At 65.1% G+C, this 12,211-nt stretch carries 11 protein-coding genes and 3 pseudogenes; 9 read left to right on the top strand and 5 right to left on the bottom strand.

Annotation, left to right across the window (positions count from 1 at the left end; all coding sequences use genetic code 11):
* Positions 1-88 precede the first annotated feature (88 nt).
* Positions 89-238: a hypothetical protein gene (locus ACM6LU_RS38350; RefSeq protein ID WP_414942775.1), complete on the bottom strand. Its 150-nt coding sequence runs from the start codon at positions 236-238 to the stop codon at positions 89-91.
* A 787-nt stretch (positions 239-1,025) separates the two neighbouring features.
* On the opposite strand from ACM6LU_RS38350, the gene ACM6LU_RS38345 reads away from it, so the two are divergent.
* Positions 1,026-1,844: a MerR family transcriptional regulator gene (locus ACM6LU_RS38345; protein ID WP_414942774.1), complete on the top strand. Its 819-nt coding sequence runs from the start codon at positions 1,026-1,028 to the stop codon at positions 1,842-1,844.
* Positions 1,845-1,861: 17 nt separating this feature from the next.
* On the opposite strand, the pseudogene ACM6LU_RS38340 reads toward ACM6LU_RS38345, so the two are convergent.
* Together ACM6LU_RS38340 and ACM6LU_RS38335 are read right to left on the bottom strand one after the other, a co-directional pair.
* Positions 1,862-2,355 (bottom strand): annotated as a pseudogene (locus tag ACM6LU_RS38340) (transposase family protein); the annotation flags it as partial.
* 41 nt (positions 2,356-2,396) lie between these two features.
* Positions 2,397-3,242 (bottom strand): NAD-dependent epimerase/dehydratase family protein, encoded by an 846-nt coding sequence (locus tag ACM6LU_RS38335; protein WP_414942773.1) that lies wholly within the window; start codon positions 3,240-3,242, stop codon positions 2,397-2,399.
* A gap of 110 nt (positions 3,243-3,352) precedes the next feature.
* Here ACM6LU_RS38335 and ACM6LU_RS38330 point away from each other — a divergent pair, with 110 nt between their 5' ends.
* On the top strand, positions 3,353-3,790 hold the full coding sequence (locus tag ACM6LU_RS38330) for a MarR family winged helix-turn-helix transcriptional regulator (RefSeq protein ID WP_414942772.1): 438 nt from the start codon (positions 3,353-3,355) through the stop codon (positions 3,788-3,790).
* 392 nt (positions 3,791-4,182) lie between these two features.
* On the opposite strand, the gene ACM6LU_RS38325 is transcribed toward ACM6LU_RS38330, so the two are convergent.
* Positions 4,183-4,911, bottom strand: coding sequence for a dienelactone hydrolase family protein (locus tag ACM6LU_RS38325; RefSeq protein ID WP_414942771.1), 729 nt, complete (start codon positions 4,909-4,911; stop codon positions 4,183-4,185).
* Positions 4,912-5,359: 448 nt separating this feature from the next.
* Here ACM6LU_RS38325 and ACM6LU_RS38320 point away from each other — a divergent pair, with 448 nt between their 5' ends.
* The 5 genes and pseudogenes from ACM6LU_RS38320 (at position 5,360) to ACM6LU_RS38300 (ending at position 9,218) form a co-directional block, all read left to right on the top strand.
* Positions 5,360-5,722: a VOC family protein gene (locus ACM6LU_RS38320; protein WP_414942770.1), complete on the top strand. Its 363-nt coding sequence runs from the start codon at positions 5,360-5,362 to the stop codon at positions 5,720-5,722.
* Between the two features lie 204 nt (positions 5,723-5,926).
* A pseudogene (locus ACM6LU_RS38315) lies at positions 5,927-6,310 on the top strand (transposase); the annotation flags it as partial.
* Between the two features lie 307 nt (positions 6,311-6,617).
* Positions 6,618-7,753, top strand: a pseudogene (locus tag ACM6LU_RS38310) (reverse transcriptase domain-containing protein); the annotation flags it as partial.
* A complete protein-coding gene (locus tag ACM6LU_RS38305) occupies positions 7,736-8,239 on the top strand; it encodes a group II intron maturase-specific domain-containing protein (RefSeq protein ID WP_414942801.1) in 504 nt (167 codons plus the stop codon). The pseudogene ACM6LU_RS38310 and the gene ACM6LU_RS38305, both read left to right, overlap by 18 nt.
* 28 nt (positions 8,240-8,267) lie before the next feature.
* Complete coding sequence (locus ACM6LU_RS38300; RefSeq protein WP_414942769.1) at positions 8,268-9,218, top strand: IS256 family transposase; 951 nt, start codon at positions 8,268-8,270, stop codon at positions 9,216-9,218.
* 450 nt (positions 9,219-9,668) lie between these two features.
* Here the strand turns inward: ACM6LU_RS38300 and ACM6LU_RS38295 are convergent, their stop codons facing one another.
* Positions 9,669-10,208, bottom strand: coding sequence for a PadR family transcriptional regulator (locus ACM6LU_RS38295; protein ID WP_414942768.1), 540 nt, complete (start codon positions 10,206-10,208; stop codon positions 9,669-9,671).
* A 95-nt stretch (positions 10,209-10,303) separates the two neighbouring features.
* Between ACM6LU_RS38295 and ACM6LU_RS38290 the strand changes: the two genes are divergently transcribed.
* Complete coding sequence (locus ACM6LU_RS38290; RefSeq protein WP_414942767.1) at positions 10,304-11,443, top strand: serine hydrolase domain-containing protein; 1,140 nt, start codon at positions 10,304-10,306, stop codon at positions 11,441-11,443.
* A 222-nt stretch (positions 11,444-11,665) separates the two neighbouring features.
* Positions 11,666-12,079: a hypothetical protein gene (locus tag ACM6LU_RS38285; protein WP_414942766.1), complete on the top strand. Its 414-nt coding sequence runs from the start codon at positions 11,666-11,668 to the stop codon at positions 12,077-12,079.
* Positions 12,080-12,211 lie beyond the last annotated feature (132 nt).

Here is a 12,211-nt window from a genome sequence, read left to right as displayed (position 1 = left end):
CAAAGTCCGACGGCACCTCTAACCCGTACTCCACCGTCCGGTGGGGTCGCGATCAGCCAGATCACGCCCAGGCAGGCCACCGCCCCATTCACAGCAGGGTGTCGTGGATGCCCAGGTTCGTGCCCAGTGCGTCGTCGAGCAGACTGCCCAGCGTTACCACGCCGAAGACCGTCAGTTCCCTTGTTCTGTTGACCGGCCGAGAAGACCGGTCGGGCAGACCGTCGACGGATGCTGTCACTGATGTGGAGCGCCCACGAGTCTGGCAGCGAGTGGTTTCATCCCGGCTTCACCTGCTAGGTCCCCGGTGATCTTCCTACTGTTCCTGCTATTCCTGCTGTTCGATGCACAATTGATTATCGATTCGCATCGATCGGCATGGAGGGTTTTTTGACTTGGGCTCCCATCCGTTGCTTTCCGGTCGAGGACCGGGAAGTTCGCAGGACAACTACAAGCAAAGGAGGCAACTTGAAGGTCCGCGAATACTGAAGCTCACGTTGTAGCGAACGCGAGGGCATCGCCGAACTGGAGACCGCTGTGATCGCGCTGCCCGCCCTGGCCACCGACGATCCACCACGCCCGGTGGACACGCTCGCGCAGGCGGTGGCCACTGCGCCTGCACCTTGACCTCTCTGAGTAACACATCCGCCGTCTCACCGTCGAAAACGACAAGCTCCGCACCGAACTCGGCCGAGCCGCCGGAATCACCACCCTCAACACCAGCAACCACATCAACCGGAGGTCGTGACCATTCCCACTGCGAACGTGGACGCCGGCAACGCGGCTGAGCTGGCTGAACTCCTGCGCTTTTTCCACGATTGGCCGGCCAACGAGCACGATCACCTCAACGCACCCCTACGGCATTTCATCGGTAATCCGGCCTACGACCTCGGCCAGCTCCGCACTGACCTGGCCCGGTTCACGTTCCTGCTCGGCCACGACAACGGCGAAACCTGTTCGGCCCCGGCGGCGAGCAGCATTAATCTGTTGACCCTGACACGGTGTCAGGGAGGAGCGTTGCCGCCATCATGTTCACCATCGGAGATTTCGCCACCCTGGGTCAGGTATCCGTGCGGATGCTGCGGCACTACGACGCGATCGACCTGTTGCGGCCCGCCCGGGTCGATCAGTTCACCGGTTACCGCTTCTACGAGGCCGACCAATTGAAACGGCTCAACCGCCTGGTCGCGTTGAAGGATCTCGGTTTCACACTCGCACAAGTCGCCGAGATCATCGACGCCAAGGTCGACACCGTGGAGCTACGCGGCATGTTGCGGCTGCGGCAATCCGAGCTGGCCGAACAGCTCTCGGCCGACGCCGCGCGTCTCAGCCGGATCGAGGCGAGACTTCTGATGATCGAGAGGGAAGGTGCTATGAGCACGAAGAACGTCACGGTCAAGAAGATCGCGCCAGTCCGGATCGCATCGGCGTCGGGTGTCGCGGAAAGCAACAACCACGAGGACGTCGGTCCGGTCGCGAAATCGTTGTTCGGTCAGTTGTTCGGGGCCCTGGAACGGGACCAGGTACGTCCGGCGGGCATGTCGCTGGCCACCTACGCCCCGGCTGACGGGGATCGGCTGACCGTCACGGCCGGGTGCCCGGTCGACGACGACGTGGCACTCGACTCGATCCAGATCGCCAACCTCGACGGGATCGAGCAGGCGGCCTGTTATGTCCATCACGGAACGATGGCCACCATCGGCGAGGGCTATCAAATCCTGGCCACCTGGATCGAGGACAACGGCTACCGCACGGACGGCACCGCCCGCGAGGTGCACCTCGTCACCCACCCAGAGCCCGAGGAGCGCTGGCAGACCGAACTGCAGATGCCGATCACACAACACTAAAGGTCGGGACTGCCCCGAGTTTGGTTGACGCCGGAGTCGGTGCAGGCGCGGCAGTCGTTGCGGTTGCCCGGGGCGGGGTCGCCGATCGCGACGACCAGGCGGGTGTCGGCGTCGATGACGACCTGCATGTTCACCGAGTACCGGTAGTTTTTGCTGGAGGCGGACCTGGTGCGGTCATGGGTGGGGACCAGGGTGGCGTCCACGATCAGGACCGTGTCCGGGCCGTGCTCGCGGGTCACCGGCGAGAGCGCCAGATGATCCACCACCCGGTTCGCGGCCGATTTCGAGATCCCGAACAACAGCGCCACCTGCCGAAACGTCAGATTCGTGCGGTAGTACACGGCCGTCAGCAGCACGCGATCCGCAACGACAGGCTCCATCGCCGGCCAGTTCCGGCCTGCTCACCACCCCGACCGGCCACGATCCGCACCAGCTCCCGGAACTGCCGGACCGACAAACCCGTGAACACCGGCACCCACTCCGGCCGGTCCGCGCTGATCACCTGCTCCACCAAATCATTGATCTCAACGCGACATCGTTACGGGACAACCTTTAGAGGGCTCCGGCGTCCTGAGCTGAGTACACAGTCGGGTGGATAGGCCGAAAACCGAGTTCACGGCGGATGCGGGCGTTCTCGCAGACGCCGTCCCAAGGGTCTTCCAGCGGGCGGTCTTGTGCGTCCTCGGCGACCCGCTCGCCGTTGAGGGTGAGCAATTCGTGCGCGGTCACCGGGGCGTCGTCGGCCACGTTGTAGATCCGGCCCTCGATGCCCTCGGCTTGGACGAGCCGGAACAGCGCCTGCGCCACGTCGGCGTGGTGCACCATGTGCAGACGTTTGTGCGGGGCCCAGTCACGCGCCCACGTCAGCGATTCCGCGAGGTGCGGATCACCGTCGCCGTAGACGAACGCGAGCCGGGCGATCCGCACCGGCAGGCCCTGGGTCCGGTGCAGGCTCAGCAGCGCTTTCTCGGCGATGGCCTTCTGCTGCGGGTACGCCCACGGCGGCGGGGCCGGTTCGTCGGACTCGGTCGCGGGCCTGCCGCGGCCAGGGCCGTACACGAGTGTGGTGCTGGTGTGCACGAATCGGGCCACCCCGGCTTTGAGCGCTGCGGTCGCGAAATCCACCGTGGCCGCGTTGTTGACCTCGGCGGTTTCGTCGGGGGAAACCCCGCGGAAGGCGGCGCCGAGGTGGACGACCGTGCGGACGCCATCGAGCGCGGCGTCCACGGAATCGGCATCGCGGAGATCGCCGAGCGCGACGTCGGCGCCGAGGTCCGCCAGCGGTGCCGCACGGCTCATGTCCCGGGCGAACACCCGCACGGGCCCCGAAACGCGGAGCAGACGCGGCACGAAGCGGCTGCCGACACGGCCGGTCGCGCCGGTGACGAGGATGGTCAAGGGAAACCTCCAGGGAGAGAAACGCTGACCGGGAGCACATTAGCCGGATACTTTGAGATATCCAATATTATTAGAGATCCAACCTTTTTTGGTTCCCGTAAGCTGCCCGCATGCGGCAGGAAGAGCGAGTCCGAGCGGAGGTTTGGCAGGCGCTGCGCGGGTTCGTGATGAGCGAGCATGAGCGGCACCTCGGCACCCTGACCCGGCTCGACGTCAGTGCCGGTGACCTCAAAGCACTGCTGAGCCTGGAGCCGGGGCAGGGCCAGCCGATGCGCGCGCTCGCCGACACCTGGCACTGCGACGCCTCGACCGTCACCTGGATCGTCGACCGGCTGGAGAAACGCGGGCTCGTCCGACGCGGGCCGCACCAGACCGACCGCCGGGTCAAAGTCGTCGTGCTCAGCGAGGAAGGCGAGCGCATCCGGACGCGCTGGCTGGACGAAGTGCACCGTCCGCCCGCCGTGCTCGCCGACCTATCCGACACCGAGTTGCGCGCGCTGTGCGCACTGGTGGACCGGCTCGGCACGACCGCTACGGGCGGCTCCTAGCAGCTACTGGTCCCACGTGGTCAGGTGATGGGTCATTCCTCCTGCGCCGGACGGAGTACCCCGCGCACGGCAGCCACTGGTGGCCCGTCGGCGGTGTGCCGCGGGTGCCAGGCCATGCCGATTGTCAGTGGTGGCAACGGCAGTGGAATGGGCACGAGGGGCAGGACGGCGTGGAGGTTCGTGGCTCGGGGAGGCCTGCACGGACAGCAGCACCATCTGGGCCCGCCGCCAGGTCACCACCGACCCGGTGCCGCGCCGCACGATCCGCGACAGACGAGCACCCTCATCGTCATCGATCTCCCGCACCCGCTCGGCCCTGCCGTACAGTCTGGACCGAACGCGCCGGCCGGGAACGAGTTCCGGCCGGCGCGTTCGGGCACTGTGATCTGGTGTCAGCTCAAATGCCGGGTGAAGAACCTCAGCGAGCTGTCCACTTCGAACCACGGCACATCCCCGTGCTTGCCGGGGTTGGCGAGCAGCGCCTTCTCAACCGAGGCCAAGGCGTCGAACAGGGCCAGGCTCTGGTCGCGTGGCACCAGCTGGTCGTCCCACTGGATCAGGAACTGCACCGGCACGGTGATCCGCGCGGCGTCCTCGGCCAGCCCGTGCACGCCGAGCAGGCCCAGCACCGCGGCGCGGATTCGGGGTTCTGCGGCGATGAGCGGGATGCCGATCCCACAGCCCATCGACATGCCGCAGTAGCCCACCGGGCCGACGTCAACCTGGTCGAGGCGCTGGACCGCAGTCAGGACCGCCTGCCAGTCCACCACGGCCTGATCGGTCAGATAACTGTGCATGCCGGCGACCAGCGCGCCCGGATTCCCGCCGGCGGCCATACCGGCCCGCATCTCGGCCACAATCCGGCCGAACTCCTCGTCCTTGGGCCGGTCGCCGTGGTTGGGCATGTCGATCGCGACGACCGCGAAACCCTCCGCCGCGTAGTGACGCGCGCGGGACACGATGCTGGGGGCCGTCTTGTGCTGCCCGCCGCCGTGACTCAGCAGAATCAGGGGACGAGCACCGCGGGCGTCTTCCGGCGTCCACAGCACGCCAGGAATCTCGTCGAGGGTGAAGAACTGTTCGGTGACGCCATCCGACGACGTCTGGGAAGTGAAGCGCATCAGCGTTTCAAGCCTTTCGGGATGCCTTGTACGGGCACTCCCTAGGCCATGCAAAGGAGGGAGCCCCGACCTGTGACAGTGTTGATCGGTCTCACCTCCTCGAATTCGCAGTGGTGCACGGCGACGCCGAAAGTACCACAAAGATCATCACAGGGGCCTCACAGGAGCGAACGTTGCCTGACGCGGCACTGGGGCGAGCTGCGTCGGAGACGGCTTGTCCTCGGTTGCCGGCTATGGCGTGGGCATACCGGCTCGGAGTCGGGCAGGCGTGACCGCCGCACACCAATATATCGGGAGCCGCGACTGTGTGATGACGTGCGGAAGCACCGCCACGCCAACCGTTACCGGGCATGGCACGCCCGCGGGGAGCATCCTGGTGCAGCCGCCGAGGAAGCCGCAGTGGTGGTTAGTCTTGCCGGAGTGAGCGCTCACTCCGTACCGTGAGCACATGCCGATTTCCCTGAACCACACCATCGTGCCCGCCAGGGACAATGAACGGGCCGCGCGATTCTTCGCCGACGTCATGGGCCTGCCCTGCGCCGGTCCCGACCGCCACTTCGCGCCGGTCAAAGTGAACGAACAGCTCACCCTCGACTTCATGGACACGGACACACCGGGCCACCACCTGGCCTTCGACGTGGACCCGGCCACCTTCGACGGCATCCTGGACCGCCTGCGCACCGGCGGCGTGCCCTACGGCAGCGAGCCGTCCGCACCGGACAACGGCCGCATCGACCACCCGCTCTGCCCGCGTGGCCTGTTTTTCACCGACGAGACCGGCAACCTCTACGAGGTCATGTCCCCGGCTTGAACCCGCCGGTCGTCCTTGATGTCCCCGGCCTGATCGCCGACCACCGAAGTCCGATCAGCGGGCATGACGGAAGCCCCCAAGGTCCGCTAGTGTCCTGCGCCGGAAATTCGCTGGCAATATCGGGCGAGTGAGGGACTGTCCCAGTAACGGTGTTTCCGGCCCGACACGCCGGGCGTGGGCTCGGCGGGATGGGCACGGTGTGTGATGACACTGGATGTTGTGACTTCACGATCGACGGGTAAGAAGAAGGCGGCGAAGCCGCGGTCGGCTCAGGAGGAGCTGGTGGCCTCGATGGTCGCGCAGGCTCAGGCGCGGGGGCTGGCGTTGACCGGCCCGGAGGGACTGCTCAAGCAGCTGACCAAGACGGTCCTCGAGGCGGCGTTGAACGCGGAGATGACCGAGCATCTCGGCCATGAGAAGCACCAGGCCGAACCGGGGCGCGCGGGGTCGAACGTGCGGAACGGCACGCGGTCGAAGACAGTGGTCTCGGACGCGGTGGGCGAGGTGGAGATCGCGGTGCCGCGGGATCGGGATTCGAATTTCGAGCCGGTGATCGTGAAGAAGCGGCAGCGTCGGCTGGGTAGTGTCGGCCCTGACAAAATCGGGACGTGCCAGAACTGCCAGATGGTGCGGGTCCGGCAAACGAGTCGAAGAGGTATACGCGAGGAACTGGCGTGTTACGTTTCCTAAGTAGTCACCGGCTGAAACCTGGCGGATGGCCGGTTGCGATGCGCACCCGTTCTCTGGTGAGGCGGGGAACTCCTGAGCGGGGATTTTCACCTTCGCAGGGAGGCCGTGGTGAAGGTCTGCGGCGTAGCCACGGCGATATCGCGGGAACAAAGTCAGATGCCTCCTTCGGCGAGCGATCAACAGCGAACACGGGAACTGTCTGGCGATGGTTCCCGGCTCGCGGGCATCCAGTCTGCGCGTCGGGATAGGCACACCGTCTGCTGAACACGCTGGGCAGGGCGGAGCCGTCGTAGTACTCGGAGACCGGGAGAGCCGGTCACGTTGGGGAAGGACGGCAGCGGTTTCGAGAAGAAGGGATGCTGCAATGCCGAAAGATGCGTCGCTGAATAGTGGCGCTCCGGAACAACCCGAAGCTGGGTCGTTCCGTCGGGTATCGGAAATGCAGGCCAAGCTTCATCGTTGGGCGTCGGCCGATCCTGGCCGACGGTTCGATGACTTGTTCAACCTCGTGCACGACCCGGCAACCCTGCGTGTTGCATGGGAGCGGGTCGCATCGAATACCGGGGCACGTACTGCCGGTTCGGACGGCGTCACCGTCGCCCGGATCGAGAGGGAAATCGGCGCCCTGGAGTTTCTGGGCGGCATCCGTGCAGCGGTCAAAGACGGTTCGTTTCGGCCGCAGCAGGTTCGGGAACGATTGATTCCCAAACCAGGCGGGTTGGGGAAAGTCCGCAGGTTGGGCATTCCTACTGTCACTGACCGTGTTGTCCAGGCTGCCTTGAAACTGGTCCTGGAACCCATTTTCGAGGCTGATTTTCATCCAGTCTCTTTTGGGTTCCGGCCCAAGCGGCGGGCGCACGACGCGATTGCCGACATCCATCTATTCGGGAGCCGCGGCTACGAATGGGTTCTGGATGCCGACATCGAAGCTTGTTTCGACACCATCGACCATGTGGCCCTGATGGATCGCGTGCGGGCGCGGGTGACGGACAAGCGTGTGCTGACGTTGGTGAAATCGTTCCTCAAGGCTGGGATCCTGACCGAGCTCGGCGAGGAACGGGACACGCCGACGGGGACGCCGCAAGGGGGCGTCTTTCTCCATTGTTGGCCAATATCGCGTTGTCGGTGCTGGACGAGCATCTGCACCGCGACTGGCGGCCAGGGGGTTGGATGTCGACAGAAAACCGGCGTCACCGCCATCGGCGCCTGGGTCTGCCGACCTGGCGACTCGTCCGCTATGCGGACGACTTTGTCGTCATGGTGTTCGGCACCAGAGACCACGTGGTGGCGTTGCGCGAGGAAGTCGCGCAGGTGCTCGCTCCGATGGGTCTGCGTCTATCGCCGGCCAAGACTCGGATCGTGCATATCCGCGATGGGTTCGATTTCCTGGGTTTCCGCATCCGGTGGAGAATCAAGAAGGGGACCCGCGATCAGTGGCGGCTCTACACTTTCATTGGCGATCGTCCACTCCGTTCGCTGAAAGCGAGAATCCGTGCGCTGACGCGCAGGACATCACAGCAGGACCTACGGGCCGTGTTGATCCGGATCAATCGGATCACACGCGGATGGGTTGAATATTTCCGGCACGCCGTGGCCAAGCACACCTTCGACCGGCTCGCTTACTTCATTTGGTGGCGAATTGTCCGATGGGTCAAGACCAAACGGCGTTGGAGATGGAAGGACGTCCACCGCTGGCTGCGTACCCCAACGGGGTGGCGGCCGATCGCGGCGGACGGGATCGAACTGCGCAACATCGCGGCGACACCGGTCACCCGGTACCGTCGGCGCAGTATTCCCAGCCCCTGGCCCTGCGCAAACCACGCCTAACGACAGAAACCGTGGAGAGCCCGTTGCGTTGAAAGGCGCACGGCGGGTTCGGCGAGCGGCCTGGGGAAAAAGACCGACGGCAACGCCGGAACTGCGCCCCAGGCCGACTCGACTCTCGGCGCACTTCGCGGAGATTTATGGTGCGTCGGTGTCGAAGGAGACGGTGTCCCGGATCACCGATCAGGTTATCGGTGCGATGAGCGATTGGCAGTCGTGGCCGTTGGATTCGGTGTATGCGGCGGTGTTCATGGACGCGGTGCAGGTGAAAATGCGGGATGGTCAGGTTGCGAACCGGCCGATCTACGCGGCGATCGGTGTCACGCTGGAGGGTCGCCGGGATGTGCTCGGGCTGTGGGCCGGTCAGGGTGGCGAGGGCGCGAAGTTTTGGATGCACGTGTTGGTGGGCATGAAGAACCGTGGTCTGGGCGATGTGTTCTTCGTGGTTTGTGATGGGCTGAAAGGGTTGCCCGAGGTGGTCGGGATGTGTGGCCGGCGGCGATCGTGCAGACGTGCGTGGTGCATGTGCTGCGGAATACGTTTCCGGCTCGCGTCGAAGCGGGACTGGGATGCGTTGAAGAGGGATGTGAAACCGATCTATACGGCACCGAACGCGGCCGCGGCAGGGGCCGCGTTGGATGAACTGGAGGAGGAGTGGGGTGGTAAGTATGGTGCGATGATTCGGCTGTGGCGCAACGCGCGGGAGGAGTTCATCCCGTTTTTGGACTATGATGTGGAGATCCGTCGCGTGTTGTGTTCCACGAACGCGATCGAGTCGTTGAATTCGCGGTATCGTCGTGCGGTGCGGGCACGTGGTCATTTCCCAACGGAACAAGCTGCGCTAAAATGCTTGTATCTGGTCACCCGGAGCCTGGACCCGACTGGCACCGGGCAAGCCCGGTGGACGATGCGATGGAAACCCGCACTGAACGCTTTCTCGATCACCTTCAGTGACCGCTGGCCGGGCGCTGAGACCTACTGACAACCACGGCCGGAAACACCGTTCGCGTTACAGTCCCTTCCCGAATGTCTGGGGACTAGAGTGCCATCGTGCGGTTGCGCCATTGTCGATGAACCGAACGATCCGTTACGTGGAGGGCATGTACATAAGAGATGGTGTGACGCAGCATGCGCCTGAACAGTTGCCGACCCGGGCATGTGCGGCGGGCAGATTACGTTGGCGAGCGCAAGACTCGCACGTTCGTGGCTCCTGTAGTAGTCGAGGGTCGCACTAAGTGCTCAGTGTGTGGAAAACAGGGACGTTGAGGGTCCCCGTTTGCACGCGCCCCTCATCCGACGCCACGTCCGCCCCTCAAGTAACGGCGTCCAACGCACTCTCATGCCGCGAAGCGGTCGATACGCGGTGACCGGGCGCACTGTCATGCCGACGAGCGGGGGTTCACACCGATGCGGGTCGCACCGAGGTGAGGACCTACTTACTCCTCGGCCCGTGGCGGTCGGCGTAGTCGCGGAACCAGTCGAGCGCGAACCGGAGCGAGGCGATGCCGTAGTCGAGTGTGGCCCGCTGGTGGGCCGCGACATCGCCGCGTCCTTCGGGGATGTCCACGGTTTCGAGTTGTTCGTCGAGTTGCGAGAACCTGGTGAGGTCGCTCTCGATGCGAGCCTCGATGCGGTGGAGGACGGGCACCCGTTCCGAGGGCTCCATCAGGCCGAGGAAGTAGAGTCGGGACAGTGCCGCGCTCTCCAGGTCCGACCCACCCAACTCGTCGGTCATCCAGGCGCGGAACTCCAGCCGACCGGCGTCAGTCACTCGGTACGTCTTCTTGCCGCGTCCCCCGGTCTCGGTGCTGGCAACCTCGATGAGTCCTCGGGTGAGCAGGTTGTCGAGCGCGCGTTTGATACTGCCGGAACTGGCGCTGTAGAAGAACGCGACGCCGGCCTTGAAGCCTTTGACGAGGCCGTAGAAGCTCTGCGGGGCGATCAACAGCAGCCCGAGGATGACGTGCGCCATGGCGCCGAGTCTAGTCCGTTGACTCTCTTAGACATGTCCAGTAGACATGTCTAAGAGGCTGATTGATCGCGACGGACAGCTGCGAGGAGACCGATGTGACGCCGCCGCTCGCCACAACTCCGGCACCCGACAACACCGTCACCCCCGACGTCGACGCGCGGCTGACACATCTGGTGGAGAACTTCGTCACCCGCCGCCGGGTGCACCACCTCAACACCGCGATCGCGACCGGTGACGGGAAGCTCCGCTGGTCGGCCACCTGCGCCCCCGTCAGTGCTGATCACCCGCTGCAATCCCGCAGCCCGTTCTTCATCGCGAGCATCACCAAACGCTTCATCATCACGCTCGTGATCCAGGCGCACGAGCGCGACGAGCTCGAGCTGTCCGCACCGATCGCCAGCTACCTGCCGGCGGAGACGGTCGCCGGGCTCCACGTCCTCCGCGGTGTCGACCGGACGTCCGCGATCACCGTTCGCCACCTGGCGAGCCACACGTCCGGCTTGCCCGACTACTTCGAGAAGCGTCGCTCGGGCCCCAGCCTGTACGAGCAACTCCGCGCCGGCCGGGACCAGGCGTGGCGCTTCGAGGACGTGCTGCGGATCGTCCGCGAGCAGCAACGCCCGCATTTCGTGCCACAGGACCTGGCGGCCGCCCGGCAGAAAGCCCGCTACTCCGACACCGGCTTCCAGCTGCTCATCCGCATCGTGGAAGCGGTGACCGGGCGGTCCCTAGCCGACCTGCTGGCCGAGCGAATCACCACCCCGCTCGGCCTCACCCGCACCTGGCTTCCCGGTCATCCCCGGTCGGTCACGGACACCGCGGCACCCTCGCCACTCCACGCCGGACAGCGTCGTGTCGAGCTGACCTCGATGATCGAGTCCAGCAACGACCTGGTCAGCACCACCGGCGATCTCCTCACCTTCCAGCAGGCACTGCTCGCCGGCGAGGTCTTCGACCACACCCGATCGGTGGAACTCCTCACCGAGCGACGGAACAGACTCCGCAACATCCCGATCCTTCGATACGGGCTCGGCACCATGTTCTTCGACGTCGGCCGCCTCATGTCAGCAGGCCGGCGCCCGCTCACGCTCGTAGGCCACTCCGGCGTCACCGGGACATGGTTGTTCCACTGCCCGGAACTCGACCTGCACCTGACCGGCACCGTCGACCACACCCACGGACAAGCCCTCCCCTTCCGCCTCATGGCGCAGATACTCCACGTCTGGCGAGGATGACTCGCCCAGACCGCTCCCACGCCACCGACGATGCCCCGGAAAACTCGGTGAGAACGTCGTCACTGTCCCAGCCGTGTACACGGCTGGGACAGTCTTGAAGCCCGGCCACTGATCCTCGGTGCTCTCGCCCGCGCCGCGATCGACCGCTCCCCAGCGCGGTGGCAGTGGCTCAACGGTGAGCAGTGAGCGCATCTCTCCATCCAGCGAAAGGGAGCCGGTTTGATGGACGACGCCTATCGGCTGATCAAGCTCATCTCCTTCGTCGGCTGGAGCGAGCCCGAGGAGAACAAGTGCGGTCTCTGGTACGAGGATCGGTCGTCGACCCGGCTGACCGAGGACGAGCAGACGGCCGGCCACATGATGGTGTCGTTCTACTCCGGCGCGGTCCGCGTCCACCAGGGCAGCACCGACACCAGCGATGTCCTGGACGAACACACCCTGCCCGCGCTCACGCTCAAGTTCGTCACCCACCTCACGACCGACGCGGTCACCGAACTCGGCGCAATGGTCGCGTCCTCGCTCTCGTTAAAGGGCGATCCGGCGATGCTGGGACGGCATTGGGTGAAGGACGTCACCGCCACGTGCTGGCGGCTCGCCCTGACCCGCGACGACGATCGATTCGGCCTGCACGACTAGTACTTCAGCCGCACTTTGTGATTGATGGCTTGTCTTCGCTGGTAGTGGGCTTGTCGGGCTCGGTGTTGGTGGCGTCGGCGCCAGTGTGACCATGTCCAGGTCACGGCGCGGTCGGGCGCGGTGGTGATCAGG

It is taken from the genome of Amycolatopsis sp. cmx-11-51 (genome assembly GCF_047608665.1).
Lineage (GTDB): Bacteria > Actinomycetota > Actinomycetes > Mycobacteriales > Pseudonocardiaceae > Amycolatopsis.
Note: the sequence above shows the minus strand (reverse complement) of the source record. Positions and strands in the feature narration are given on the sequence as shown.

What these genes read in the sequence shown, in the direction of transcription:
- ACM6LU_RS38295 (WP_414942768.1), bottom strand. Translation starts at nt 10,208, where the DNA reads ATGGCGCACGTCATCCTCGGGCTGCTGTTGATCGCCCCGCAGAGCTTC.
- ACM6LU_RS38325 (WP_414942771.1), bottom strand. Translation starts at nt 4,911, where the DNA reads ATGCGCTTCACTTCCCAGACGTCGTCGGATGGCGTCACCGAACAGTTC.
- ACM6LU_RS38285 (WP_414942766.1), top strand. Translation starts at nt 11,666, where the DNA reads ATGGACGACGCCTATCGGCTGATCAAGCTCATCTCCTTCGTCGGCTGG.
- ACM6LU_RS38305 (WP_414942801.1), top strand. Translation starts at nt 7,736, where the DNA reads ATGGGTCTGCGTCTATCGCCGGCCAAGACTCGGATCGTGCATATCCGC.
- ACM6LU_RS38320 (WP_414942770.1), top strand. Translation starts at nt 5,360, where the DNA reads ATGCCGATTTCCCTGAACCACACCATCGTGCCCGCCAGGGACAATGAA.
- ACM6LU_RS38330 (WP_414942772.1), top strand. Translation starts at nt 3,353, where the DNA reads ATGCGGCAGGAAGAGCGAGTCCGAGCGGAGGTTTGGCAGGCGCTGCGC.
- ACM6LU_RS38345 (WP_414942774.1), top strand. Translation starts at nt 1,026, where the DNA reads ATGTTCACCATCGGAGATTTCGCCACCCTGGGTCAGGTATCCGTGCGG.